Here is a 26,557-nt window from a genome sequence, read left to right on the forward strand (position 1 = left end):
AAACCTAGCATGTGGAAAGGCATGCTGGGCGGCGCCTTGCTGGGCTTGGGTCTGGGCGCATTGCTGTCAAGCATGGGCTTGGGCGGTGCAATGGCCGGCATGATCAGCAATATATTGATGATCGCCTTGTTCGCGATTGCCGCCATGTTCATTTACAAGCTGGTGCGCCGCAAGATGGGCAATGGCGCAGCCGGCAACAATGGCATGCGGCCTGCGTATGCTGCTGCAGCGCCTTCCAGCTTCACGCCGGAAATCGCTTCGCGGGTTGAGCAACCTATGCAACGTACCGCCTTCGATGCAGCGCCAGCCGCGGCGGCAACAGGTGGCGCGGCCGCCGGAGTTGCAGCCTGGGGTGTGCCTGCCGACTTCGATACCGCCGGCTTCCTGCGTCATTCCAAGACCTATTTCCTGCGTCTGCAAGCCGCATGGGACAAGGCCGACAGCAACGATATCCGTGAATTCACCACGCCGGAAATGTTTGCCGAGCTGCGCATGCAATTGCAGGAGCGCGGCGCGTCAGACAACCACACCGACGTTGTCACGCTCGACGCCGAATTGCTGGGAATCGACACCATCGACGCCGAATACCTGGCCAGCGTCAAGTTCACCGGCATGATCAAGGAAGATGGCGCTGCGGTTGCAGCACCGTTCGCCGAGGTCTGGAATTTGTCCAAGCCAACCGCAGGGCAGGGCGGCTGGATACTGGCGGGGATAGAACAAGTCGAGCAAAACAGCTGAAATTAGCCTTCAGGTAGTTGAAACGCAAAAGCCGCCGGCGAGAAATTGCCGGCGGCTTTTTCTTTCGGTACAGGCTACTAATGGCACAATACGGGGTTTTCAGGATACTGCTAAAGGAATTTCAATGAGTTTGCCAGCGATTTTGTCCGCGACGTCTCCAGGTTCCGCCGTGATTTTGACCGGCGACCGTCCGACCGGCCCCTTGCATCTGGGCCATTTCGTCGGCAGCTTGCGTAACCGCGTCGCCTATCAGCACACTTATAAGCAATTCATCATGCTGGCCGACGCCCAGGCGCTGACCGACAATATGGACGATACCAACAAGGTGCACCGCAATGTGGTGGAAGTTGCACTCGATTACCTGGCAGTCGGCATCGATCCAAGCCTGTCGACGATCCTGATCCAGTCGCAGATTCCGGAACTGGCGGAACTCACCTTCTATTACCTGAACCTGGTCACGGTGGCGCGGCTGGAGCGCAATCCCACGGTCAAGGAAGAAATCCGCCTGCGTGGTTTCGAGCGCGATATTCCGGCCGGATTCCTGACCTATCCGGCCAGCCAGGCCGCCGATATCACGGCGTTCAAGGCGGCGCTGGTGCCGGTGGGCGAAGACCAGATTCCGATGATCGAGCAAACCAATGAAATCGTGCGCCGTTTCAACCGCATCGCCGGCCGCGACGTGCTGGTCGAGGCCAAAGCCCTGGTGCCTGAGATCGGCCGTTTGCCGGGCATCGACGGCAAAGCCAAGATGAGCAAGTCGCTCGGCAATACCATCAACCTGGGCGCCACTGCCGATGAAATCCGTGCCGCGGTGAAGAAGGTGTATACCGATCCGCTGCATCTGCGGGTGGAAGATCCCGGTCATATCGAAGGCAATGTCGCCTTCCTGTACCTGGACGCCTTCGATCCCGATCAAGCCGGTTTGACCGAGATGAAGGCGCATTATGTGCGTGGCGGCCTGGGCGATAGCCTGGTCAAGGCGCGTCTGGAAACCTGTCTGCAGGATTTGCTGGCGCCGATCCGTGCGCGGCGCGAAGAGCTGGCCAAGGATCGCGGCCATGTCATGCAAATCTTGAAAGACGGTACCGCCAAGGCGCGTGAGGTAGCGGCGCAAACTGCGAATGAGGTTAAAGCAGCGCTTGGTTTGACTTATTTCTAAAGAAGCAATTTTTCAAACTCCTCCGTCGTCCCCGCGTTCGCGGGGACGACAAGAAGGCGTGGTTTTCCCCCGTCAGATTTAATTTTCTACTAACGCCGCCTGTTTGCGCTGCACCCGATGGAACAGGCGGTCGAAATACACCAAGCCATCCGCTCCCTCTTCCTGCAAGTCCAGCTCCTGTATCTCGACAATCATGATGGTGTGACTGCCGATTTCTTCGCTGCGCGTAATCCGGCCGGACAGATTAGCCAAAGCCTTTTTCAGCAGCGGCACTTGCCTGCCATCTTCACCCCAATGCTCGCTGCTGAAACGGCTCTCCATCGCCACATTCGTCATGCCGGCAAACAGCCGCGCCTGCACTTCCTGTTCGGCATTGAGCACGTTGATGCACAGATCGCCATGCGCTTGAAAACCTGATTCATGGCGCTGCTGCGATTCAGGCAAACCAGCAGCGTCGGCGGCGTGTCGCTGACTGAACAGACCGCGGTGGCGGTGATGCCGCAACGCCCCGCCGGGCCGTTGCTGGTGATGACGTTTGCGGCTGCGCCAAGGCGCGCCATGGCGTTGCGGAATTTACCGCGCCGGCTTTCGATAGGATCCATATTGATCTCCGATTGATCGCTGAACCTGCGGCTACTGGCGTATGCCGTCGAGCACATTGATATCGTCGCTATTGTGCAAATGCGGCGCCAGCCAGCCGTTCTGGTCGTAATCGGCCAGGCACTGATCGACCATCGTGGTCATCTTCGCCAGCGCGCCGGAACCCTGGGCATGCCGCAGACACTGCATGCGGATCTCGTCCTGGCTGCCGGCGTAATTGATTTCATACAATTCATGGCGGCCGCCAAACTCGGTGCCGATGGCGTCCCACAACAGTTTCAGGATCTTGATGCGCTCCACATGATCGATGCCGCCGGAGCCGCGCACATAACGCGCCAGATACTCATTGATGACAGGATTCTTCAAATCACGTGCGCCGGACGGCAAATAAATCAAACCGCTGGCAACGATCTCTTCAATGATTTTCTTGATCGCGGTATAGGCCTGCGGCGCCAGCACCCGATACGCTTGCTGTGCCTGAGTGCTGGGCATCCAGGTACCGCTCTGCCACGGGTCGGCGCTGCCCACCATGGCGTCGGTCAGCGACCAGAAGGTATTGCGCCAGGCCAGCACTTCGCCGACCGCGGCTTGCACGCCGCGGAATTCGAAGCTGCCGGTGCATTTCAACGCCTTGACCAGCAAAGCGCTGATGAAATCCAGCTTGACCGCCAGCCGGGTGCAAGCCTGCATCGGAAACAAGCGGCCGAAACCGCCTTGCGGGAACCAGCTGCGGCAGCGCTCCAGATCGCGATAGATCAACACGTTTTCCCAGGGGATAAAGGCATCGTCGAGAATCAGGATGGCGTCGTTTTCGTCGAAGCGGCTCGACAGCGGGTAGTCGAACGGCGCACCGGCCAGCCCGGCGGTCAATTCGTAAGACGGGCGGCAGATCAATTTCATGCCCGGCGTGTTCATCGAGGCGATGAACATCAGCGCCAGATCGGTATTGTCGCCCAGCAGCCCGGCCGAACCCTGGCCGATAAAGTTGTAATGGGTCAGCGCCGAGTTGGTGGCTACCACCTTGGCGCCGCTGACATAGATGCCGGCCTCGGTTTCGCGATCGACTGTCATGAACACATCGCGCACCTGATCGACCGGCTGGTCGCGATCGACAGGCGGATTGACGATGGCGTGATTCAGGTACAGGCCAGCCTCCTGGATCCGCTTGTACCAGTTGCGGGCGTTATCGGCAAACTTGCCGTAGAACTCCGGCACGATGCCCAGCGCGCTGCCGAAAGCCGCCTTGTAGTCAGGCGTGCGGCCCATCCAGCCGTAACTCAGGCGCGACCAGGCGGCAATCGCATCGCGCTGCTCGCGCAATTCGGCGGCGCTGCGAGCGTAGCGGAAAAATTTGTGGGTGTAACCGCCGTTGCCGGTATCGGTCTGCCAGCACAGTTCATCCTTGGTTGCGGGATCGTGCAGGGCGTCGTATAGACGGGCGATAGAGGCGGCTGAATTGCGGAAGGCCGGGTGGGTGGTGACATCCTTGACCCTGTCGCCGTAAATATAGATTTCGCGATTGTCGCGCAGGGATTCGAGATATTCGGCGCCGGTGAAAGGCCGCGTCTTTTCGGTGCGCAAGTCTTCCGGATAGGGCAACGGCAGGTCGCGTGATGTCATTTCTGTCTCCTCGGTATTGGTTTTGGACTGACACCATGGTGCAATCTTTCGCGCCAAATCCCAATGCACGTAAGCAGGAAACGCTGGTACTTTTCACGACTGCCGCGCTGCTCCCTGCACGCCGGCGCGCCGCCATTCGCCGGGCGCAAGCTCGGTATGCTGGCGGAAGAAACGGCTGAAATAAGAGACGTCCTTGAACCCCAGGTCGTAGGCGATCTCGGAGACCGGTTGCGCCGAAAACAGCAGCTGGCGCTTGGCTTCCTGCAACAGCCGTTCGTGCACCAGCCGTTTGGGAGGCACGTCGGCCACCCTGCGGCAGATATCGTTGAGCCGGGTTTCAGTCAGGTTCAAGCTGCTGGCGTATTGATCCAGCGGCCAATGCTGGCGGAAATGGGCTTCGATCAATTGATTGAAATTGTGGAAAGCCTGAACATCGTGCTGACGCAAGGTCTTGCTCGGCAACGGCTGTGCCGACAATCGCGCCATGGCAACAAATGCCAGCCGGGCCAGCGCCAGCAGGTTCAGTTCGCGGCCGATATCCTGCTGCCTGAACTCTTCGCGCAGCTGCGCAAAGACGGTCAGCAGCTGCTCAGGGCCGGTCTGAGCGGCGTCCAGCTCCACGCACATCGGGACCGACAGCGTTTGTTTGAGCAGATTGCTGGGATCGCTGTCGAACAGGCGCCAGATCAATTGCTGGCGCACTGATAACACATGGCCTGCGGCGTCCTCGCTGATGACGAAAGCATGTGTGTACGACGGCGGCGTCAGGAAAAACAGCGGTGCGCGTGCATGGTAGAACTGATCGTCCAGATGCAGCCTGACTTCACCGTTTTCAATCAAATGAACCTGAAACACCCGGTCATGGCGATGGGCAAGCATGTTGCGACCGAAGAATGCCGCCAGCTTTTCAAGCGCCTCGTAATGCACTTCCTCGTCTTCATAGCGCAGATCGAAGGTGCGGCCCAGGTCGATATTGGGAATCGATGCATGCGCTAACTTAACAGCGGATTTAGCAGCGGCCTTGTCTTTTGGCATAGTCGTCTCACTTCGCCTCGCCTGTACTGTACCGCGCGCCGGATCAAGAAATTATCCGGCCGCGGCTTTCTTTGCCGATACTATCGGCAAGGTCAGCAGCAGCAACGCTCCCAGTACCAGCACCGTTACGGCGAACAACAGGCCGGAAGTAAAGCTGTGGCTGAGATCCACCAGGATGCCGATCAATACTGCATTCAAGGCGCTGCCGATATTGCCGGTGGCGTTGATGAAGGCAATTCCGAGCGGCCGTGCGCCATAGGATAGCAAGGAATCGGGCGCAGTCCAGAAAATCGCCATGGCCGAAAATGCGCCGGTCGAGGCCATGCACAAACCCAGCAGCCGCAGCAGCGGATCGGCGGCCAGCGCGGTAGTCAGCCAGCCGGCGGCGGCAAACAGCATCGGCAGCGCGATATGCCATTTGCGTTCCTGCTTGCGGTCGGAGCGGACACCCCAGTAAATCATGCCGGCGATGGTGCATAGCTGCGGGATGGCGGTCAGCAAGCCGATGCTGGCGTTGCTGCTGCCGGCGTTGAAGCTTTTGATGATCTGCGGCACCCAGATGTTGACCATGCTGAGCGTATTCACCAGCAGGAAATAGGCCAGCGCGATCTTGAGGATGGTGGGGCTGAAAATTTCCTTGAGCATGCTGCTCGGGCGTTTGCGTTCTGCTGCAGCAAGCTTGGCCGCGTTCTCGCGCTGCTCGGCGGTAAACATCGCGGCCAGGCAATCCTTTTCTTGAGAACTCAGCCACTTGGCCTTGGCCGGGCCGTCGTCCAGATAAAACCAGACTGCGAAGCCGAGGCAGATCGACGGCAAGCCTTCCAGCAGGAACAGCCACTGCCAGCCGGCCAGGCCGTGGACGCCGTCCAGGCCCAGGATGTAGCCGGAAACCACGGAACCGAGCGCGGTAGTCACCGGCATGGCGATCATGAACAGGGTATTGGCGCGCGCCCGGTAGACGGCAGGAAACCAGTAAGTCAGGTAGAGCAGCATGCCCGGCAGAAAGCCGGCCTCGGTGATGCCGACCACGATCCGGAATATGTACAGCGAGCGGGCGTCATGCGCAAACATGGTGGCGGTCGACGCCAGGCCCCAGGCAATCATGATGATGGTCATCCAGCGCCGCGCGCCGACCCTGGCCTGGATCAGATTGCTCGGCATGCCGCACAGCACGTAGGCGATGTAGAAGACCGTGGTGGCAAAGCCGAACTGGGTCGCCGTCAGGCCCAGCGCATGGCCCATGGTCAGGCCGGCGAAACCGATGTTGATCCGGTCCAGGAAAGAGAATACGAACAGCGTGAACAAAAAGCCCAGCAGCCTTCTGGATATTTTCTTGACCACCTGCTGTTGCAGCTCAACGCCGGCAGCGTGCGCCGCCGATTGCGGGGCGAACGACGCCCCTATGCCCTGACTGGCAGGGGCGGCTTTTCCGTTATGCATTTTGTCTCCTCGGATTCTGGCTCGGTTCTGACTGAAGTCATGTTGTTGAGCCGTTGCATGGGTTTTGCAGCGCTGAGTTTTGCAGCAATAATTTATAAAGCGCCAATACAAGTCTTAATAGGCGGCTCCCGGCTCGTTATTCGCCGCTCCGGGTTTGATGCTATCCAGCAGCCTGATAGCCGCACTACGCAATACGCCGGTATCGGCGCCGATGGCCAGGAAGCAGACACCGGCGGCCTGGTATTCCAGCGCCAGCGTCGCATCGGTAGCGAAGATGCCAGCAGCTTTTCCGGATGCGCTGATAGTGGCCAGGGCCTGGGTTATGGCGGCCTTGACGGTTGGATGCCCGGCCTGTCCCAGATAACCTAGCGACGCCGCCAGGTCGGCCGGACCGATGAAGACGCCGTCGACACCGTCGACTGCCAGAATCGCCTCCAGCTGCGCCAGCCCGGCAGCCGATTCAACCTGGACGATCAGGCACAGCTCGGCCTCGACCTGCTGGAAATAATCGTCGACGCCATTCCAGCGCGCACCGCGTTCCAGGCCGGTGCCGACGCCGCGTATGCCCTTGGGCGGATAGTGCATCGCGCGCACCAGCGCTTGCGCCTGTTCAGCACTCTCGACCATCGGCAGCAGCAGGGTTTGCACGCCAGCACCGAGCAATTGCTTGATCAATGCCGCATCGTGATTCGGCGGCCGCACAATGGCTTGTACCGGATAAGCCGCCAACACCTGCAATTGCGCCCGCACCGAACGCAAATCGTTGGGGCCGTGTTCGGCGTCGATCAACAAATAATCGTAACCGCAGCCGGCCAGGATCTCGGCGCTGAGCGGATTCGCCAGGCCGAGGAACAGCCCCACTTGCAACTGCTGCTGGCGCAAGGCCTGCTTGAAAAGATTCGGTGGCATTTTCATATGAAAACTCCTTATACGAAGCGGAAAGCAATTTGCCCGAGCGGGCCGTAGTCAGCTTGAAAAGTATCGCCGATAGCCGCCGGTACCGGCCGCGTAAACGAACCGCCGAGCACCACGTCGCCGGCGTTCAGCTGTTCATCGTAAGGCGCGATCTTGTTGGCCAGCCAGGCAACGCCGGTGGCCGGATGATTCAATACCGCAGCGGCCAGGCCGGTTTCCTCGATCACGCCATTACGGTACAGCATCGCACCGACCCAGCGTAAATCGACATCGTGCGGCCGCACCGGCAAGCCGCCGAGGACGACGCCGGCGTTGGCGGCGAAATCGGAAATGGTGTCGGCCACCTTGCGCGCCTCCTTGGTCTCGCGGTCGAATTGTTCAATACGGGCATCGATGATTTCGATCGCCGGTGTCACATAATCGGTCGCCGCCAACACATCGAACATGGTCACTCCCGGGCCTTTCAGCGGCTTGCCCAGGACGAACGCCAGCTCGACTTCGAGGCGCGGCGCGATGAAGCGCGAGAAGGGGATATCGCCGCCCTGCTCGAAGAACATGTCATCCAGCAGTGGTGCATAATCCGGCTCGGTAATCTGCGAAGATTTTTGCATGGCACGCGAAGTCAGGCCGATCTTGCGGCCCTTGATAACGCGTCCCTCGGCCAGCTTCAGCTTGACCCATTCGCGCTGGATGGCGTAACCATCCTCTATCGTCATTTGCGGATATTGCTTGGAAAAGTGGCGCAAGGGCGTGCGCGATTTTTCGGCGCGGTGCAACTGTAATGCGAGCTCGTGCAGGGTATCGATTGGCAGCATAGATGGTCTTTCAGAAATCAAGAGGATTCAAGTCTTGCGGTAACGCGCATGCAGATTGTTATGTTTCCAGCTGCCGGCTTCGCTGAACTCATTGATTTCCAGCGACAGCGCCAGCCCGGTTTGCCGGTACAACTCGGCGAAATGCGTTTTCATTACTTCGAACAGCGCATCGCCGGTGGCTTGCTTGACCGCTTCCGTGCGGCCCGCGCCGATTTTCAATGTGCCGTGGACGAACGCGGCATCAGCGGCGTCGTCGGCAATGCAATAATCCTCAGCAGCCAGCGCCCGTACCCGCACGCCGCCGATCGGATAGACCGGCTTGCCTTCGGCTTGCTGGGCAATCAAGGCCGCTGCCAGCTGGCGGCACAGGGCAGGGAAGTTGCCGCGTTCGCGCAAATTGGCGGAATATTCCAGGGTCAGGTGTGGCATGTCGGTTCCCTATCGGCTTACGATGTGTGCAGATTCAACGGCGTCACCGGGAAGATGGCATTGATCTGGCCGGTGCCGGAACTGCCGAAATACGGCGTCACAATTTCCACGCCCTGGTCGTAATGTTTTCCGCCCAGCAGGCCCAGCAACATCGCGGTGTCGTGCATGCCGCCTTCGCCCCAGCATTTGTCGTTGTACATCGGCAGCATCTCCATGAAGGTTTTCCAGTCGCCGCGCCGCCACATCTCGACCACGGCGCGGTCCACGGTTTCCAGGAAAGGATTGAACACCTTGTGCATATACTCAGGCGCGGTGCCGTTTTCGGCAAAATGATGCGATAGCGAACCGCTGGCAAATACCGCCACCGTGCCGTCGTACTCCTCTTCGATCGCCCTGCGCACCGCCAGGCCGAAGCGCTCGCTTTCCTTGAGATCGTGCCAGACGCACCAGCCGGCCACCGACACCACCTTGAAATGCTGGTCGGCGTTCATGTAGCGCATCGGCACCAGAGAGCCGTATTCCAGCCCCAGGGTGGTATCGCTGTGTGCGCGGCTTTTCACTCCCATCCGGTTGGCGACCTTCTCGATCAAGTGGCCGAGTTGCGGATTGCCCGGATATTCATACGCCATGTTCTTGATGAAATGCGGCAGCTCATTGCTGGTGTAGACGCCCTCGAAACGCGGCGCGCAATTGATGTGATATTCCGCATTGACCAGCCAATGCACATCGAACACCACGATGGTATCGACTTCCAATTCACGGCAACGGCGGCCGATCTCGATATGGCCGTCGATCGCCGCCTTGCGACAGCCCTTATGCGGGCCGTCCAATTCAGACAGATACATTGACGGCACATGTGTAATTTTTGCCGCTAGCGCCAGCTTGCCCATCTGTGCTCCTCCTTGTTTTTATCACCTGCTGAACCAGCTTTTCCCGGCTTGCGCTTAACCAACGCAGCTAACTGGGGTCAGAGTCAAGTTTCGCGATGAAGCACTGCGAAAGTTGACTCTGACTCCAGATGACTCTTGCCGTGGCGATGTCATGAATTTTGAAACTCTTCATAGATCTCAAACACCCCAACGCGGAATCGGATGATCGCCGTAGGAGATGCAAACGTTCTTCGCTTCAGCAAATACCTCGAAGCTGAAATGCCCGCCTTCACGGCCGGTGCCAGAGGCCTTGACGCCGCCGAACGGCTGCCGCAAATCGCGCACGTTCTGGCTGTTCACAAACACCATGCCGGCTTCAATCCCACGCGCCATGCGCAGGGCGCGGCCGGTGCTTTCGGTCCAGACATAGGATGACAAACCGTAAGGCGTGTCATTGGCGATGCGCAGAGCTTCAGTCTCGTCGTGGAACGGAATCAAGCAAGGCACCGGGCCGAAAATTTCGTCTTGCGCGATCTGCATGCGGTTGTCGACATCGGCGAACACGGTCGGTTGAATCCAGTTGCCGTTTTTTAAATGCGACGGCAACTCCAGGCTGCCGCCGCCAAACACCACGGTGGCGCCTTCATCCTTGCCCAGCTCGATGTAATGCGCCACTTTCTGTTGATGTGCGCGGCTGATCATCGGGCCGACGATGGTCAGCGGGTCCGTCGGATCGCCCACTACCAGGCGCTGCGCACGGGCCGCAAAATCGGCAACGAACTTGTCGTAGATACCGCGCTGCACCAGTATCCGCGAACCGGCGGTGCAGCGTTCGCCGTTGTTGGAAAAGATCATGAAGATTGCCGCATCCAGTGCGCGTTCATAATCCGCGTCGTCAAAAATAATGAATGGCGACTTACCGCCCAGTTCCATCGAAAATTTCTTCAAACCTGCCTGTTGCACAATGCGATTACCGGTCACGGTGCTGCCGGTGAAAGAGATCGCCCGCACATCGGGATGGCGGATCAGCGGCTCGCCGGCTTCCTTGCCGTAGCCGTGCACCACGTTGAACACACCCGGCGGAATGCCGGCTTCGAGGATCAGCTTACCGAGCATGTCGGCAGTCAGCGGCGACAGTTCCGACATCTTCATCACGGCGGTATTGCCCAGCGCCAGGCAGGGCGCGGTTTTCCAGGTAGCCGTCATGAACGGCACATTCCACGGCGAGATCAGCGCGCAGACGCCAACTGGATGCCACATGGTGTAGTTGAGATGGCCGGTATCCGAGGCATAACTTTCGCCATCCATGTGCGCCGCGATCTCGGCAAAGAAATGGAAATTATCGGCGGCACGCGGAATCAGCGCCTTCTTGGTCTGGCCGATCACCTGGCCGGTATCCCTGGTTTCCAGCTCGGCGATCTCGGGCACGTTGGCGGTAATCAATTCACCCAGCCGCCGCATCAATGCCGCGCGCTCCTTGGCCGGCCGTCCGGCCCAGGCCGGGAAAGCGTCTTTTGCCGCTTGCACCGCCGCTGCGACTTCAGCCTCGCCGCCGTTGGCAACTTCGGCGATGACTTCATTATTGGCGGGGTTCAGAGTCTGGAAAGTCTGGCGGCTTTCGACTTCCTTGCCGTTGATGAGATGTTTGATCATGCGGTTGCTCCAGCTGCGGGGTTAAAGTAGGCGGCGTCGTCGACGATGGTGTTGACCAGCCGTCCGACGCCCTCGATTTCAGTCACCACGCGGTCGCCGGCCACCACATCGGCCAGACCCTCCGGCGTGCCGGTCAGGATGACGTCGCCCGGCATCAGAGTCATGCTGGCGGACAGGTATTCGATCAAGGCCGGGATATCGAAAATCATGTCGCGGGTATTGCCGTCCTGCGTCAGCTTGCCGTTGACGGTGGTGGTCAGGCGCAGATTGCCTGGCTCCGGCACGGCGCTTGCGTCCACCAGCCACGGGCCGAGCGGGGTGCAGGCGTCACGGTTCTTGACGCGCAGGTTGGGGCGGTAATAATTTTCCAGATAATCGCGGATCGCATAATCGTTGGCGACGGTGTACCCAGCCACGTATTGGAAAGCATCGGCGCGCTTGACTTGCCGGGCCTGCTTGCCGATCACCACTGCCAGCTCGCACTCGTAATGCATGTAAGTGGCGTCGGCAGGGCGGCGCGAATGGGCCAGGTGGCCGGTCAAGGCGTTCGGCCCCTTCAAGAAAACCAGCGGCTGCTCGGGCGCCTTGAACGCCAGTTCGCGCGCATGATCGGCGTAATTCAGACCCAGCGCAAAGATGGCGCCAGGCACTATCGGCGGCAGCCAGTGCGCCTCCGCCTCGGCCAGGATGCGGCCATCGGCCAGCGCAATCCGTCCCTCGCCTGCGGGCCGCACCTCATGGATTGCGCCGTTGAAGAAAATCCGGCCGCGTCTTGTGTTGTCAATGCTGCTCGGCTTCATTTGTCGCTCCCTGCTGCAATCCGGAAATTCAATTCACCGCAACCGGCTGCTACCAGTTTCACCTGGTCGCCCTGTGCCGCCTGCGGTGCCTGCCATTTGACGCCTGCCAGCAGCAAGTCGCCGCGTTGCAGCGTCATGAATTCGCTGATATCGCGCAATAGCTCCGGGATGCTGCGCAGCAGATCGGCCAGCGCCCAGCTGTCGACTTGCTTGCCGTTGATGTGCGTCGCTATCTGCAGCGTATGCAGTTCCGCGAATTTTTCTGAAGGAAGCAAATCACTGGCAATGACGCAGGAAGCGTCGAAGCATTTCTCGCGTATCGCCGGGCGGTAGTAACTGGCGTGCGGCAGGCTCAAGTCGGCCACCAAGACATAACCGGCAATCGACGCGGAAGCATTCTCTAGTGTGATGCGTGCCGCCGGCGCGCCGATCACGATACCGATGGTGGCGCCGATTTCAACCGCGTTGGCGCCAGCCGGCAAGCTGATTGCAGCGCCGCCGCCGACGCGGGTATTGGCCGGTTTGATGTACAGCACCGGAGCTTTAGGCGCGCCTTTGTATGGCGCTTCCGTCAACGCCGCGCCGATGCGCTGCAGCGATCCGCTGTCGTTCAAGATGACGCCGTAAACGGTGCCCGTGATCTGGGAAGGAAAATTATCTGGTCTCATCTCCACTTTCGCCTTTTTGTAAGAAGAGGAAGCGCTTGCAAACATAGCCACGCGTGTTTGCGGCGGTCTTCAAGTGATGCGATCTGCTCTTGGCGGCATTCGGTAGTTATCTAATATGTTAGCTAATATAATTACTAATATGTTAGTGTGTCAACCGCAATCCCGATTTATTTATCAATGAAAAATCGGGCATCGATAGCGTTGCAGCAAGTAGAGTTGAAGTAAATACACCAGGAGCAACGGCGGCCAGTTTCGTCATCGCGCTTGGCAGCCGCCTCTCATGGCTAGCCCTAAACACCGAGGAGATTTTTTTGGAACACCGCAATCTTGCACTGCTGCTGCTTCAAGCCCGCGAATGCGTGATGAGCAAATTCAGGCGCATTCTCAATTACCACGGCCTGACCGAGCAGCAATGGCGCATCATCCGCGAACTCAGCGAACAAGAGAGCATGGAACAATGGCAGATCTGCGAAGCCTGCCAGATCGTCAGCCCCAGCCTGGCCGGCGTGTTGGCCAGAATGGAAGAGATGCAACTGGTAACGCGCTCGCGGGTAGATTCCGACCAGCGCCGCATCATGGTCTCGCTGACGCCCAAGAGTCGCGCGCTGGTCAGCGCCATCGCACCCTTGATCGAGCGTCAATACGCCCATATCGAGTCGGCAGTCGGCACTGACACCGTGCAGCATTTGTATCGGGCGCTGGATGATTTTCTGGCGCAGCAGGATTTGCCGGTGACGCTGGTTGAGTTGCCGGCTTTTGATAAGAATGCGGTTGTGGATGCGGGGCAGGAGCATGGCGGAAAATCTGCGCCAACTGCCGCTCGGATCGGCGTCAGGAAAAAGCCGGTCAAGGCTAAGGGTTAAGAATAAGGCCGAGATGCAAGTTACAAGTTGATATCGGTTGAATCCGCAAGCCATAGCGGTCGCTCAACGCTCAAAATCACTGGCCTGCACGGTGGTTTGTGCAGGCCGTCGGATTCTTGGTCAAGTCCCTTGGGACGCGACAGCTAGCTCCTTGGCCAGTAGATCCGTTAGTGCCTTGCTGCGAATACCATCTTCGTGCGACAGCTTCAGCTTTTTCAGTGCAAGATCAATGCTTTCACATGCAGAATTTAGAACCGGGATTAAGATTTTGTTGTCGTCAATTGAGTTGCATATCGAGTCAAAGTCCGGGGCGTTTTTTACGTTCATCAACTTAATAAAGTAGTTATAGACCATGAAAATCAGATGGAACTTGAATAGCTTGTAACGTGGCTTAATAGTGCGTTTACGAAATAGCCCCTCGATTCTGTTTAGCAGTGCAGCAGCGGCATAGTATTTTTCAAAAGTATCGCCTTGAACGAACATTCGACCTCGATTGCTATCGAGTATCTCGCCGAAATATCGATGCGTGCTTTGTGGCTGAGCTAACGAGGCAGATACATGCGCTTTGATTTGTGCCGAAAGCGTCATTACCTGATTATTTCGGATACCAGGGACGTTATCGTACTGCTTGGAACGCCGTTCATAGTAGATCGGATATTTTCGGTTAGCTGCCCTTGCTTTGAAATATTCTTCAAGATCTTTGTGAAATGGGGATAAGGATTCAAACGCCTCGACCTTAACCTCGGTTTGACGATTTGCGGCCTTGATTACATTAACCGCCACCTCTGGCTCGACGGTTTCAATGATCTTTATGACTATGTGTGAACCTGCGTCAAGCTGTTCCCTGTTTTCGAACAGAACGTGACTGGTTTGACATCCGTTAACGATTTGATAGTCAGTAAGTTTGACCTTCCCACTGATACGCTCAACCTTCTTTGCAATGATGGTAATGCCATTGTTATATATGGCCAGCGCGGCTTGACCTTTGCCGGATTTTAGTGTTTTGTCAATTTCAAGATTTACAGGCGTGTTGCCCTGATAGTCTCGAACGTTATCGTAGAAAAGGTTCTTCTGAAGATTGCCGTCTGAGTCGGTTATTAATTTCATATACTCCACTGCTGAGACGCTACCTACGAATGACTGGCGTACTCCCTCAATCCCAGGTAAAGGAACGAGTGCTGGAAGTTCGATCTCCTTCATCGATCGGCCTTGGATTTCTCTGTACATCTGCTTAAGACGTTCAGCATCTACGCATTCGAATTCAATGGCGCTAAATAGCCGGCGACTTCGGAGCACTTCAAGTTCCGAATTTACAAGGCCATTTATGTGTTCCGGCTCCTTCCATTCGCCAGTTGTGACAAAGAAGAGGTTTAGTGTCGGTGCTGCATCCATCTTAATACTGTGCTTATAGATATTGTTCTTTACAGCTCGAAGAGCCTGTATATCCTGGTTTTCAGGAATGTGAGTTTTGTCTGCAAAGAAATTTTTAATCCCAGCCAAAAAATTAAGGATTTGGGCACCGTTGAATTTTGCTGAAGTTTTTGATTGAATGAATGAAAACGAGACTGCCAATGAACCGTTCTTCGCCAAGAAAAACTCAATTTCCTCAGGAGTTTGGACGATGTTTCCATTGACAATTATGGCGACTCCGTCAAGCGCGGAATCGCCGCCACCGCCAACTGACAAGTCCTCATAGTTGAATTCCCGAGGATACTGCTTAGAGATGATGCAAAAATTCACGAATCGCTCGAACTGATCTTCGATTGGACGTTCATCAATACCGCTTTGTTCGGAGAAGTCCTTGATGTAGCTCTTGAGAATTTCGTCTTTCATTTTATTGTCCTGAATGTTTAAAGGAACGTATCAAAGTTCGAGAACCACGAGTGTACGGATACGAACACCTGATAAATGAAATCGATCTTTTGGAAAGCAGCATCGTGTTTCGATCCTCAAACGACACCGTTCACCAAATCAAATAACAGATGCGAATACGGCAACAGAGTGCCTCTCAATAGAGTGACAGAAATGCACGCATGTAGCCATGAAAATTTTTTACACCAAATTTAGTGCGCAGCGAACCTCTACGTTTGGCCGATCAGCGTCCTTCACTCTCGAAGTTGGATGTTTGCTTCCAGTCTTATGCAAACCTTCAGTATTGAATGATCGACTTGCCGCGATTGGCCGATTTCACTTCTTCAGGTCTGGGGTAGTTCGGATCAAATCTGACAGGGCATATGTAATGAAGACTGAAGGGATACGGTGGTATAAATTGTGGCTTGATCCAACAGGATGTGTACGAATATGCATGTCCCAAATCAACTCAACCCCTTACGATAAACGGACATTGCACGAATTCATTAGTGTGATAGGATTTAATCCTATTGGCTCAACGGAGGCCCATCATGCGGACAACCCAGCAATTCAGTATCACCCTGCCGAACGAGATGGCTGACATTGTGAAAAGCAAAGTCGCGGCTGGCGAGTACGCCACCGAAAGTGAAGTAATCCGGGACGGTTTGCGCGCTCTGATAGCCCGCGATCGGGCTGTAGATAGTTGGCTGCAGCAAACTGTGGGGCCGGCCTATGATGCGCTGAAGGCTGACCCGGCGCGGGCAGTCAGTGTTGACCAAGTGCGGGCTACGCTTGCGGCCGAGCACAAGAAGGCCATTGCAAAAGTGTGAGCCGGCCCACCGTTATATTCACGCCAGAAGCGCAGGAACAACTGACCGCGCTGTATCGCTACATAGCGGCCGCAGCTTCGCCCGGGGTTGCCGAGCGCTATGTCAATTCCATCGTCGCCTATTGCGAAAGTTTGCGGGACTTTCCGCATCGCGGCACTTGCCGCGATGACGTGCGCTCTGGTTTGCGTATCACGAACTACAAAAAGCATGCCGTGATCGCGTTCGCCGTGGACGCCGATCTAGTATCTATCATTGGTGTTTTCTACGGCGGCCAGGACTATGAAACTGCCTTGCAGTTCAACCTTGACGACTGGTAATTTCCCCAGGAAATAGAAACGATGGATGCGAGTACCGCAATTCCCAGACCGCCTTGCGCAGCCGTTTGTAGAGACACCCTAAAACGCCCATTTTCTGCCCAGCTCTTCAAGCCCGGCTTTTTTCAAATCTTCCGGCGTCATAACCACTCTTAATTCCACACTGGCATTGAAGGTCAGAAACCACGGTTCCGCGAGCATGGGGATTTTCGAAGGGGCGTCGAGGTCGACGATCAGGAGGGCGGTTCGTTGGCCGTGCTGTTCGGTGAAGTAAGTCGCTTCCGGTTTTAACTCTTCCAGAATCTGGCCCATTTTCTTCCCGGCAGAGCCGTCCCTGACAGCAGTGTTGAATTCGGTGTTGGGAAACCTGACATTCAATAGCATCCGCATGATTGTCTCCTTAGTGATTTTGTTTGATGACTTCCTTGTCAAAGGTTGTGGTTAGCTCCCGCAAAGCTAGTTTCCATTCTAGGTTTTCTCGCTAATTTAGCTACCTGTCATTTCGAACTAATCTGCTTGCTTTAGGGAATCAAATGGCTTGCGTCACTCCCGGTGCATTACCGTCCGCCATACCCAGCATCAATCACTAGCTCGCTGCCGCTGACAAAGTGGCTCGCATCCGACACCAGATACAAGATCGCCGCTGCGACATCGGTGGCCGAGCCGCGCCCTACCCGCAGCTCCACTTCGGCGCGGTCGGCCAAGGCCTGACTCAGATCGCCCTGCTTGCGCAGCATCGCCGCCAGTGCCGGCGGCCTGATCACACTGGGCTGGACGGAATGCACCCGGATATTCAGCGAGGCATAACGTTTGGCGTTGATCCGAGTCATGCGCAGCGCCGCTTGCGACGCATGATCGCTTGAATCCTCTCGCTTGCCGGCCATGCCGCAGAGCGACAATACATTGACAATAGCGCCGCCGCCGGCGCGCACCATCGCCGGCAACACATGTTTGCTGCACACAATGCTGCCGTTAACGTTGAGCTGTAAGGCCCTTTCCCATTGCCGCAGCGGCAGGTTCTCTGCGTAGGGATTATCGGCATCGACACCGGCGCTATTGATCAGGATATCGATCCGGCCGAAATGTGTGTCGATAGCGGTTACCGTCTTACGCACCGCGTTGCTGTCGCTGACATCGAGTTTCCAGAATTTCGCCTTGCCCTGCCTACCGCCGAGCAAACCGGCGACGGCGCGGCCCTCGCCCTCGTGCACATCCAGAATCGCCAAACGTGCACCGGCGGCGGATAGTGCGCAGGCGATATGCAGCGCCATGCCACGCGCTGCGCCGGTGATCAGGGCGACTTTGTTTTTGAGAGGGAAGTAGGTTGACAGTTGGCTCATCGTGGTCTCCTTGTGATCTTCGGTTGCAGGCAATGCAGATGCACTGCCACTCACCTTTGATGACGTCGGCAATTTGTTGGATCAAAGCCTTATTCGCACTTTTTCTCCTCCGAACGTTGCTTTAGTCTCCATGAAAACATGCGGGTCAATCAATACTATAAAAAAGTAAAGCATTGCTTTAGAGTTTGGGCGGGAATAAGGGGCTGGTGTCAGCTCGCAAACCGTGGTTGCTTGGAAAGCTACCGGCAGTATCGCCAAAGACACGCTGGTACGATTCGCGCACGCCGTCGGCAAACATCCGCTTCACTTCATGGAGATAGATGAAAATGCGTCAGGACTAGACGAGCGCACCAAGCATTTAAGTCCAAAAGCAAGACAACTAATTGAGGAAATCATTCAAGCGGAAGAATTGGGCAAGAGTTCGCCGCAATTAATTGAAGCACTCACAAAAATGCTGCATGTCGCCATGATGAGCGCGGGTCACGCAAAAAAATAGTCTTCACCTCAAGCGATGGCGTTGCAACCAAGCTTTAGTGACCTCAGCGGGTTTGTCATTCAGAAGCAGGTAATTGATGCTCAGAGTGTCGGCGTCCTACCTGGGCCAATCCAGTCAGCCATGGATGAAGAAAGCGGACGCTCAACGCCCAGGCATCGGCTCGCCAGCTTATTACTCAGAAATCTTAGCCTCAACCAATTGCGCAAGAAGAGTGAGCGATTCCTGCCACCCGAGATAGCAATTCTCAGGCGGAATGGCTTCCGGTATGCCTTCTTGCACAATGTTTACTTCAGTGCCGCAGGAGACTTTTTGTAAAGAAACTGTCGTCTGCATTTCCCCCGGCAAATTAGGGTCGTCGAATTTGTCCGTATGCCGAATTCGTTCGTGAGGTATTAGCTCAAGATACTCTCCGCCAAAGGAATGACTATTTCCCGTGGCGAAGTTTGTAAACGACATTTTATAGGTGCCACCGACTGTGGCATCGATATGGCGGACCTTGCCAGTGAAACCATTTGGCGGAAGCCATTTAGTCATCGCGTCGGCATCAAGAAACGCCCGGTAGATTCTCTCCGGGGGTGCTCGGAGCACGCGATGAAACCGAATTGTGTTCGTAGCCATGATTCCTTTGCCTTTCCCTGCGATGTGATGACTAACTTTGATATGGGACGCAGTTTTGCTGGATAACTCCAGGTGCTGCGGTATGACTCCGCCCCGGTTGAGGGTCAGAGACCGGCTTATTGCCTGCGTTTCCGGTGTCTCGCTACTATTTTGTACTCTACTAAATTTCTGTGAAAAGCAGCAAATCAGGATTTACGGTATGAGCATACACCTGAGGCGTCTGAATGGCTGGTTTAGGGTCACATGCGTGACCGCCAGCTCATGGCCAGAAGCGGTTCTCCAAGGATTTTTCAAAAAGCGCGACGGCGATTGACAGGCATAGAATAATGTATAAAGTGATAATTGAATGATCGGAAAAATCCGGTTTGGATGCCTAAGACAACGACCGTAAATCGCGTCATGCGCGTTGAGCGTAGTTCAGGCAACGCTGCCCGCGCATATACGCAGGTCAGCGCCACGCGTTCTGGACCGGAGCGCCGTCAGGGGACAAGAACACTGGCTGTGTTCCCTGGAAATAAGCGCCACGTAGTTCCGTCGGTAGGAGGACTTATGTACTATCAAAGTTACGATCCGATGGGAAACGTGTTCCTTTCCACTCTGGTAGCAGCTGTGCCGATTGTCGTTCTGTTGTACTTCATTGCCCTGCATCCGCATCGCGACGCCCAGGGAACGAAGCGTCTGGGCATCTCCGCTCCTTATGCTGCATTGTGCGGTGTGCTCGCCGCCTTCATCGTCTCTTGCGTCGCCTTCAAGATGCCGCTTGCTTCGGCAGCGTCGGCTTTCGCGCTGGGCTCACTGTCGGGATTCCTGGGAATCATCTGGATCATTCTGGGCGCGATGTTCCTCTACACGATGACCGTGCTCACCGGGAAGTTCGAGATTGTGAAGGAATCCATTATTCAGATCTCCTTCGACCGGCGGCTCCAGTGCGTGCTGATCGCTTTTTCGTTCGGCGCGATCATCGAGGGAACCTCGGGCTTCGGCACGCCGGTGGCCATCGCCGGCGCCGTGATGGTGGGCCTGGGATTCAAACCGTTCCAGTCCGCCGTGCTGAATCTCCTGGCCAACACCGCCCCGGTCGCCTGGGGGGCGATTGGCACACCCATCGTCGTGCTGGCTTCCGTGAGCGGCCTGGACCAGGTCACGCTCTCCACCATGGCAGGTCGTCAGTTACCCTGGGTATCAATCCTGGTTCCATTCTGGCTGGTCGCTGTTTTCGTAAAGATGGAGGGTGGCACATGGAAGGAGGCCTTCGAGGTGTGGCCAGCTACGCTGTGCGCGGGCGGGTCGTTCGCGCTGATGCAGTATTTCGCCTCGGGAACCAATCAATTCCACTTGATGACCGACGTAGTATCGGGCGTTTTCTCCGTCATCTGCACGGCTTTGTTCCTGCGTTTTGTCTGGCATCCGAAGACCCGTTTTCTCCTGAAGTCGGAGCGCGAGGCGCTCGCGCAAGCCGGAAAGCCCGCGGCCGTTACGACTGACCGCAGCGCCTGGAAATACTCGTACAGTGTCGGGCAAACAATCTACGCCTGGCTACCGTGGACCATCCTTGTCATCTGCTGCGCGGTATGGGGCATGCCCGCATGGAAGAACTATCTGAATGCGCTCTTCTCCGGCATCACATTCAAGACCACGCTCCTGGGCTCGCCGTTTACGGGGACGCTGTCCTTGCCGGCATGGGATATGCCGGCGCTGCACAACCTGGTACAGCGTACCCCGCCGGTGGTCTCGGCCAGCGCCAAGCCCGAGGCGGCGCGCTTCGTCATCAACTGGCTGTCGGCCGCAGGGACCGGCGTGTTCGTTGCCGCGATACTATCCGGATTGGTTCTCAGGCTGAGCGCGACGCAGTGGAAAGACGCCGTTGTTCGCACCGGACGCCGCATGGCGACGCCCGTTGTGGTCATTGCTCTGGTGTTGGGACTCGGGTTTCTTACCCGTTACTCGGGCACGGACGCGGTACTGGGGCTGGCTTTCACCGGCGCGGGCGTGATGTATCCGTTCTTTGCCGCGTATCTGGGCTGGCTGGGCGTCTTCCTCACCGGGTCTGACACGGCGTCCAACGCCTTGTTCGGCAGCCTGCAGCGAATCACGGCGCAACAGCTGCATCTGAATGAGATTCTGATTGTGGCGACCAATTCAACCGGCGGCGTCATGGGCAAGATGATCGACGCGCAGTCCATCATGGTGGCTTGCGCCGCATGTTACGACGATCCGCACGAGCGCGCGCACGCGCTCGGACCGATTTTCCGCAAGGTGTTCTGGTACTCGATCACCGGCGCCGCGGTGATCGGTGCGATCGCTATGCTGCAAGCCTATGTCTTCCCCGGTGCGATTCCCATACCGCCACTGCCCAAGTGAGGCCTGCGCATGGTTCTAGCGATATGCCGCAGTTTGGCGGGAGATTGGCCCAATGCATTACTTACGCGATCTGAGCGCTACCCACCCGCCGCCATCCGTCCATGCTCGGGAAACACCTGCCCCAACACCCCCCGCAACCACCGATTAGCCGGATCCAACTCGGCATTCTCATGCCAATACAGATAAACATCCAACGGCGGCGTCGGCAGCGGCAGCGGATAGATCCTGTTCGGCAGGTTGATGTTGGCGATGTGGGCGTAGTGCTCGGGCATGGTGGTCAGCAGATCGGAGGCGCTGACTACCTGGCAGGCGGCGTAATAGTGCTGGCAGCGCAGGCCGACATGGCGCTGGCGGCCGATACGGGCCAGCTCTACATCTTCAACGCCGGGGCCGGTGCGGCGCGAGGATACCAGGACGTGGCTCTGAGCCAGATAGGTTTCCAGATCCAGCCCCAGTCCTTCTTGCAGCGCAGGATGATCCTGGCGCGCTACCACGACCAGCGCATCGCGCGCTAAGGGTGTGCTGCGGATTTCCCCGGGGCGTTGCAGCAAGACGTCGATGGCGATGTCCAGCGTGCCGGCCGCCAGTTCCGATTCCAGTTGCCGCCGCTCGACCCGTACCGAATTGATTTCCACCATCGGCGCCAGGGTTTGCAGCAGTTGCATCAGCGGCGGCAGCAGCCGTGCTTCCAGCACGCCCGGCAACCCCAGGTTGAAGCTGCGGCGGCTGCTGGCCGGATCGAACTGGTTGCCGTGCTTGACGCTGACTTCCAGCGTTTGCAGCGCTTGCCGCACCGGGCCGATCAGCGAGCGCGTCATCGGCGTCGGCAGCATGTTGCTGCCTTGCCGGATAAACAAGGGATCGCCCAGCAGTTCGCGCAGGCGCGCCAGGGCGTGGCTGACCGCCGGCTGGGTCAGGCTGAGCGCTTTCGCTGCGCGGGTGATATTGCCTTCGGCGTAGATGGTGTCGAGCACCACGAACAGATTGAGGTCGATGCGGCTGATATGCATGATATTAATTGTTATCTATATAAATCATTCATTTGATGAATTATAGAGCTTGCGGCACACTCTTTGGACTGATTCAACCATCGAGGACGTCATGGATTTTGCCTATTCTTCCCGGGCTCGCAACTATATGGCCCGGCTCAATGCATTCATGGCCGAGCATGTGTTGCCGGCCGAAGCCGAGTATTTCAGCCAGCTCAAGCGCGGCCCGCTGCCGTGGAACGTGCCGCCGGCGATGCTGGCCTTGAAAGCCAAGGCCAAGGAGGCCGGTTTGTGGAATCTGTTCTTGCCGGATGACGAATTCGGCGCCGGGCTCAGCAATACCGATTACGCACCGCTGGCGGAAATCATGGGCCGCTCCTTCATCGCGCCGGAAGTCTTCAACTGCAATGCGCCCGACACCGGCAATATGGAAGTGCTGGCCAAATACGGCTCGCCGGCGCAGCAGGAACAATGGCTGAAACCTTTGCTGGCCGGCGAGTACCGTTCGGCGTTTTGCATGACCGAGCCGGATGTCGCCTCTAGCGACGCCACCAATATGCGCGCCACCGCCATTGTCGAGGGCGATGAGGTGCTGCTCAACGGCCGCAAATGGTGGAGCACCGGCATCGGCCATCCCAACTGCAAGTTCGTGATCTTCATGGGCTTGACCTATGCGGACGGCCCCAAGCACGCGCGCCATTCGATGGTGATCGTGCCGATGGCGACTGCGGGCGTGAAGATCGAGCGCATGCTGCCGGTGTTCGGCGCCCTGGATGAGCCTTACGGCCATGGCGAAGTCAGTTTCACCAATGTGCGCGTGCCGTTGGCGAATATCATCGCCGGCCCGGGGCGCGGTTTTGAAATTGCCCAGGGCCGTCTCGGGCCGGGCCGGATTCATCACTGCATGCGGGCCTTGGGCGCGGCTGAAGTGGCGTTGGAGATGCTGTGCAAACGAGCCTTGACGCGCAGCGCTTTCGGCAAGCCCCTGGCCGATCTCGGCGGCAATGCCGACATCATCGCCAACGCCCGCATGGCGATCGAGCAATCGCGTTTGTTGACCTTGAAGGCGGCGTGGATGATGGACACCGTCGGCCCCAAGGCGGCGATGAGTGAGATTTCGCAAATCAAGGTGGTGGCGCCGAACGTGGCGCAACTGGTGATCGATCAGGCGATTCAGATCCACGGCGGCGCCGGCGTCTGCGACGACTTGCCGTTGACGGCCTTGTTTGCCTACGCCCGGGTGTTGCGCCTGGCGGACGGCCCGGATGAAGTGCACCGCGCCTTGATCGCCAAGCTGGAGTTGAAAGCGCAAGCCGCCAAGTTCACCGCACAAGGAGAACCGGCATGACGCTGATCGATCAAGCCGGCGCAGTGCGCAGCGGCGAGGAACTGGATGTGGCAAAGATTGCGGCTTTTTTGAAAGGCGTCGACAGCAGCCTTGAAGGCTTGCCGGCGGTGAGCCAGTTCCCGGGCGGCGCATCGAACCTGACTTACTTGCTGAGTTACCCCAAGCGTGAGCTGATCCTGCGGCGGCCGCCGTTTGGCGCTAAAGCCAAATCGGCCCACGACATGCTGCGCGAAGCCAATATCATGGCGGAACTGAAGCCGGTCTATCCCTATGTGCCAAGCGTGTTCGCAACTTGCCAGGATCGCGCCGTGATGGATAGCGATTTCTATGTGATGGAGCGGCTGCGCGGCATCATCCTGCGCGATAAATTACCCGATGGTCTGGCGCTGAGCGAGGCCGATACGCGCCAACTTTGCTTGAACGTGATCGACAAGATGATCGCCTTGCATCAGGTTGCATATCAGGCTGCCGGCCTGGCGCATCTGGGCAAGGGCGAAGGTTATGTGCAGCGCCAGATCAGCGGCTGGAGCGAGCGCTATCGCAAGGCGCGCACTGATGACGCGGTGGATTTTGAAGAGGTGATGCGCTGGCTGAACGACAAGATGCCGGCTGCCGACGTTGCGACCTGTTTGATCCACAACGATTTCCGTTTCGATAATGTGGTGCTCGATGCCGACAATCCGCTGCATGTGATCGGCGTGCTGGATTGGGAAATGGCGACCCTCGGCGATCCGCTGATGGATCTCGGCAATACGCTGGCCTACTGGGTGCAAGCCGACGACGAGCCGCAATTCAAGCAGATGCGACGGCAGCCGACACACCTGCCGGGTATGCTGACGCGCAAGGAGGTGATTGCCTATTACGGCGAGAAGACCGGCTACCGCACCGATCATTTCGATTTCTACGAAATCTACGGCCTGTTCCGGCTGGCCGTGATCGTGCAGCAAATCTATTACCGCTTTCATCAAGGGCAGACCAAGAATCCGCAATTTGCATTCTTTGTCCACATCACCAATTATCTGGAACAGCGCTGCAAGAAATTGATTGCGCAATCGGACCTATGAGCAGCATCTATCTGGTGCGGCATGGCCAGGCCAGCTTTGGCGCAGCCGATTACGATCAGTTGTCGGAACTGGGCATGCGTCAGTCCGCGTTGCTGGGACAGTGGCTGGTAAAGACCGGCCAGGATCGGAATATGCCGCTGCTGGTCACCGGCAGCCATCGGCGCCATCAGCAGAGCAGCAAGGCCTGCCTGGCAGCCATGCCGGAAACTAAAGCGGAGCGTCAGGTTCTGCACGATCCCGGATTCGACGAATTCGATCACCTGCAAGTGCTGTTGCGCTACATGCCGCAGTTTGCTGATCACGCGGTGTTCATGGAATACATGGCGCAGCAGGAACAGCGCGGGCGCGCATTTCAAAAGGTGTTTGCCAAGGCGGTGGCGCGCTGGGTCAGCGGCGAACATGACGGCGACTATAGCGAACCGTGGCCGCTCTTCAAGGTGCGCTGCAGTGACGCTTTGGCGCGGCTGCTGGAGCAGGTCGGCCCGGGTCAGTCGGTCTGGGTGTTTACTTCCGGCGGTCCGATCAGCGTGATTTGCCAGCAGCTGCTGGCGATTCCGGATCGGCAGATTTTCGAGTTGAACTGGTCGCTGGTGAATACCGGCGTGACCAAGCTGCTATATCGCCCGGGCCGTGTCAGCTTGAGTTATCTGAACAGTTTTGCGCATCTGGAAAGCGCGTGCGATCCAGGCTTGGTGAGTTATCGCTGAGTCATCTAACACTAATCAATAGGCGGAGACAGAGACATGACAAGTACAACCATTTTTGATCTTAAAGGCAAGATCGCGCTGGTGACCGGCGCCAGCCGCGGCATCGGTGAAGCGATTGCCAAAATCCTGGCGCAGCAGGGCGCGCATGTGATCGTCTCCAGCCGCAAGGCGGAGGCGTGCGACAAAGTGGTGGCCGAGATTCAGGCCGCCGGCGGATCGGCTGAGACCATCGCTTGCCACATCGGCGAGATGGCGCAGATCGAGGCCTTGTACCAGGCGATTGGCAGCAAGCACGGACGGCTGGATATCCTGGTGAATAACGCCGCCGCCAATCCGCATTTCGGACCGATAACCGAGACCGATGTGGCAGCTTTCCAGAAGACCGTCGATGTGAATATCCGCGGTTATTTTTTCATGTCGTCCTACGGCGCCAAACTGATGGCGCAGGGCGGCGGCGGGGCGATTGTCAATGTCGCCTCGGTCAATGGCGTCACGCCCGGCGTGTTCCAGGGCATCTACTCGATTACCAAGGCGGCGGTGATTTCGATGACCAAGGCGTTCGCCAAGGAATGCGCGGCCAGCGGCGTGCGCGTCAACGCCTTGCTGCCGGGTTTTACCGAGACCAAGTTCGCCGCCGCCCTGATCGACAATCCGGCGATTTTGAAACAGGCGCTGCAGCACATTCCGTTGAATCGGGTGGCCCAGCCGGATGAGATGGCGGGGGCCGTGCTATATCTGGTTTCGCCTGCGGCCAGTTACACCACCGGGGTTTGTTTGAATGTCGACGGCGGTTATTTGCTGAACTAAATACTGAACTATTGAGAGTTTCATCATTCATGACATCGCCACGGCAAGAGTCATCTGGGGTCAGAGTCAACTTTCGCGGTGTTTCATCGCGAAACTTGACTCTCGTATATTGAGCATGCCGCATCGACATCGGATAATCAGGATGTAGAGGCGGTCGGGCAGAGTGATGCCGATTAGACTGAGTGCAGTTGAGCACGTGGGTCAGATAGGTGCCTTTGCCTGTTTCAT

Annotated in this window: 26 protein-coding genes and 1 pseudogene; 11 read left to right on the forward strand and 16 right to left on the reverse strand. The window is 57.4% G+C overall.

The features are described from left to right. Both KHU33_RS19120 and trpS read left to right on the forward strand, forming a co-directional pair. A partial coding sequence (locus KHU33_RS19120; protein ID WP_211465808.1) for a Tim44 domain-containing protein occupies positions 1–738 on the forward strand: 738 nt, incomplete at its 5' end. A gap of 124 nt (positions 739–862) precedes the next feature. Then, positions 863–1,897, forward strand: coding sequence for a tryptophan--tRNA ligase (gene trpS / locus KHU33_RS19125; RefSeq protein ID WP_211465810.1), 1,035 nt, complete (start codon positions 863–865; stop codon positions 1,895–1,897). Between the two features lie 78 nt (positions 1,898–1,975). On the opposite strand, the pseudogene KHU33_RS19130 reads toward trpS, so the two are convergent. From KHU33_RS19130 to KHU33_RS19180, 11 genes and pseudogenes are all read right to left on the reverse strand, one after another. Then, positions 1,976–2,499 (reverse strand): annotated as a pseudogene (locus tag KHU33_RS19130) (flavin reductase). 31 nt (positions 2,500–2,530) lie between these two features. Then, positions 2,531–4,117: a 4-hydroxyphenylacetate 3-monooxygenase, oxygenase component gene (gene hpaB / locus KHU33_RS19135; RefSeq protein ID WP_211465812.1), complete on the reverse strand. Its 1,587-nt coding sequence runs from the start codon at positions 4,115–4,117 to the stop codon at positions 2,531–2,533. Positions 4,118–4,210: 93 nt separating this feature from the next. Next, positions 4,211–5,152: a 4-hydroxyphenylacetate catabolism regulatory protein HpaA gene (gene hpaA, locus KHU33_RS19140; RefSeq protein ID WP_211465814.1), complete on the reverse strand. Its 942-nt coding sequence runs from the start codon at positions 5,150–5,152 to the stop codon at positions 4,211–4,213. 51 nt (positions 5,153–5,203) lie between these two features. Further along, entirely contained in the window at positions 5,204–6,592 is a 1,389-nt protein-coding gene (locus tag KHU33_RS19145) for an MFS transporter (protein WP_211465816.1), read from the reverse strand. Positions 6,593–6,706: 114 nt separating this feature from the next. Beyond that, a complete protein-coding gene (locus tag KHU33_RS19150; protein WP_211465818.1) occupies positions 6,707–7,507 on the reverse strand; it encodes an HpcH/HpaI aldolase family protein in 801 nt (266 codons plus the stop codon). A gap of 11 nt (positions 7,508–7,518) precedes the next feature. Next, on the reverse strand, positions 7,519–8,322 hold the full coding sequence (hpaH, locus tag KHU33_RS19155; RefSeq protein WP_211465820.1) for a 2-oxo-hept-4-ene-1,7-dioate hydratase: 804 nt from the start codon (positions 8,320–8,322) through the stop codon (positions 7,519–7,521). Positions 8,323–8,349: 27 nt separating this feature from the next. Further along, a complete protein-coding gene (locus KHU33_RS19160) occupies positions 8,350–8,751 on the reverse strand; it encodes a 5-carboxymethyl-2-hydroxymuconate Delta-isomerase (RefSeq protein ID WP_211465822.1) in 402 nt (133 codons plus the stop codon). Positions 8,752–8,768: 17 nt separating this feature from the next. Next, complete coding sequence (gene hpaD / locus KHU33_RS19165; protein ID WP_211465824.1) at positions 8,769–9,641, reverse strand: 3,4-dihydroxyphenylacetate 2,3-dioxygenase; 873 nt, start codon at positions 9,639–9,641, stop codon at positions 8,769–8,771. 177 nt (positions 9,642–9,818) lie between these two features. Next, the gene (gene hpaE, locus KHU33_RS19170) at positions 9,819–11,273 is read right to left on the reverse strand and encodes a 5-carboxymethyl-2-hydroxymuconate semialdehyde dehydrogenase (protein WP_211465826.1); all 1,455 of its coding nucleotides are present in this window, start codon (positions 11,271–11,273) and stop codon (positions 9,819–9,821) included. Further along, a complete protein-coding gene (locus tag KHU33_RS19175) occupies positions 11,270–12,073 on the reverse strand; it encodes a fumarylacetoacetate hydrolase family protein (RefSeq protein WP_211465828.1) in 804 nt (267 codons plus the stop codon). Before KHU33_RS19175 ends, hpaE begins: the two co-directional genes overlap by 4 nt. Further along, positions 12,070–12,741 carry a fumarylacetoacetate hydrolase family protein gene (locus KHU33_RS19180; RefSeq protein WP_211465830.1) on the reverse strand — a complete coding sequence of 224 codons (672 nt, stop codon included), beginning with the start codon at positions 12,739–12,741 and terminating at the stop codon, positions 12,070–12,072. Before KHU33_RS19180 ends, KHU33_RS19175 begins: the two co-directional genes overlap by 4 nt. 311 nt (positions 12,742–13,052) lie before the next feature. On the opposite strand from KHU33_RS19180, the gene hpaR reads away from it, so the two are divergent. Continuing rightward, positions 13,053–13,604, forward strand: coding sequence for a homoprotocatechuate degradation operon regulator HpaR (gene hpaR / locus KHU33_RS19185; RefSeq protein WP_211465832.1), 552 nt, complete (start codon positions 13,053–13,055; stop codon positions 13,602–13,604). A 120-nt stretch (positions 13,605–13,724) separates the two neighbouring features. Here hpaR and KHU33_RS19190 read toward each other — a convergent pair whose 3' ends face one another. After that, the gene (locus KHU33_RS19190) at positions 13,725–15,437 is read right to left on the reverse strand and encodes an AIPR family protein (RefSeq protein WP_211465834.1); all 1,713 of its coding nucleotides are present in this window, start codon (positions 15,435–15,437) and stop codon (positions 13,725–13,727) included. 569 nt (positions 15,438–16,006) lie between these two features. Between KHU33_RS19190 and KHU33_RS19195 the strand changes: the two genes are divergently transcribed. After that, complete coding sequence (locus tag KHU33_RS19195; RefSeq protein ID WP_211465836.1) at positions 16,007–16,285, forward strand: ribbon-helix-helix domain-containing protein; 279 nt, start codon at positions 16,007–16,009, stop codon at positions 16,283–16,285. Next, positions 16,282–16,602 (forward strand): type II toxin-antitoxin system RelE/ParE family toxin, encoded by a 321-nt coding sequence (locus tag KHU33_RS19200; protein ID WP_329956086.1) that lies wholly within the window; start codon positions 16,282–16,284, stop codon positions 16,600–16,602. The genes KHU33_RS19195 and KHU33_RS19200 overlap by 4 nt, the downstream gene beginning before the upstream one ends. Before the next feature lie 78 nt (positions 16,603–16,680). Here KHU33_RS19200 and KHU33_RS19205 read toward each other — a convergent pair whose 3' ends face one another. Further along, positions 16,681–16,989 carry a panthothenate synthetase gene (locus KHU33_RS19205; protein ID WP_211465838.1) on the reverse strand — a complete coding sequence of 103 codons (309 nt, stop codon included), beginning with the start codon at positions 16,987–16,989 and terminating at the stop codon, positions 16,681–16,683. A gap of 167 nt (positions 16,990–17,156) precedes the next feature. Continuing rightward, the gene (locus KHU33_RS19210; RefSeq protein ID WP_211465840.1) at positions 17,157–17,939 is read right to left on the reverse strand and encodes an SDR family NAD(P)-dependent oxidoreductase; all 783 of its coding nucleotides are present in this window, start codon (positions 17,937–17,939) and stop codon (positions 17,157–17,159) included. Between the two features lie 223 nt (positions 17,940–18,162). On the opposite strand from KHU33_RS19210, the gene KHU33_RS19215 reads away from it, so the two are divergent. Then, positions 18,163–18,435 carry a hypothetical protein gene (locus tag KHU33_RS19215; RefSeq protein WP_211465842.1) on the forward strand — a complete coding sequence of 91 codons (273 nt, stop codon included), beginning with the start codon at positions 18,163–18,165 and terminating at the stop codon, positions 18,433–18,435. 171 nt (positions 18,436–18,606) lie between these two features. Here KHU33_RS19215 and KHU33_RS19220 read toward each other — a convergent pair whose 3' ends face one another. Continuing rightward, entirely contained in the window at positions 18,607–19,053 is a 447-nt protein-coding gene (locus tag KHU33_RS19220; RefSeq protein ID WP_211465844.1) for an SRPBCC family protein, read from the reverse strand. Positions 19,054–19,602: 549 nt separating this feature from the next. Between KHU33_RS19220 and KHU33_RS19225 the strand changes: the two genes are divergently transcribed. After that, complete coding sequence (locus KHU33_RS19225; protein WP_211465846.1) at positions 19,603–21,414, forward strand: L-lactate permease; 1,812 nt, start codon at positions 19,603–19,605, stop codon at positions 21,412–21,414. Between the two features lie 77 nt (positions 21,415–21,491). On the opposite strand, the gene KHU33_RS19230 is transcribed toward KHU33_RS19225, so the two are convergent. Continuing rightward, a complete protein-coding gene (locus KHU33_RS19230) occupies positions 21,492–22,424 on the reverse strand; it encodes a LysR family transcriptional regulator (RefSeq protein WP_211465848.1) in 933 nt (310 codons plus the stop codon). Positions 22,425–22,515: 91 nt separating this feature from the next. Here KHU33_RS19230 and KHU33_RS19235 point away from each other — a divergent pair, with 91 nt between their 5' ends. From KHU33_RS19235 to KHU33_RS19250, 4 genes are read left to right on the forward strand one after another with little or no spacing between them, the layout of a single operon-like run. Continuing rightward, the gene (locus tag KHU33_RS19235; RefSeq protein WP_211465850.1) at positions 22,516–23,751 is read left to right on the forward strand and encodes an acyl-CoA dehydrogenase family protein; all 1,236 of its coding nucleotides are present in this window, start codon (positions 22,516–22,518) and stop codon (positions 23,749–23,751) included. Further along, the gene (locus tag KHU33_RS19240; RefSeq protein WP_211465852.1) at positions 23,748–24,815 is read left to right on the forward strand and encodes a phosphotransferase family protein; all 1,068 of its coding nucleotides are present in this window, start codon (positions 23,748–23,750) and stop codon (positions 24,813–24,815) included. The genes KHU33_RS19235 and KHU33_RS19240 overlap by 4 nt, the downstream gene beginning before the upstream one ends. Beyond that, complete coding sequence (locus tag KHU33_RS19245; RefSeq protein ID WP_211465855.1) at positions 24,812–25,522, forward strand: histidine phosphatase family protein; 711 nt, start codon at positions 24,812–24,814, stop codon at positions 25,520–25,522. Before KHU33_RS19240 ends, KHU33_RS19245 begins: the two co-directional genes overlap by 4 nt. Before the next feature lie 36 nt (positions 25,523–25,558). Next, a complete protein-coding gene (locus tag KHU33_RS19250; protein ID WP_211465857.1) occupies positions 25,559–26,329 on the forward strand; it encodes an SDR family oxidoreductase in 771 nt (256 codons plus the stop codon). The last annotated feature ends 228 nt before the right edge of the window (positions 26,330–26,557 follow it).

Origin of the sequence: Collimonas silvisoli, from assembly GCF_018305005.1 — a bacterium.
Classification (GTDB): domain Bacteria; phylum Pseudomonadota; class Gammaproteobacteria; order Burkholderiales; family Burkholderiaceae_D; genus Collimonas; species Collimonas silvisoli.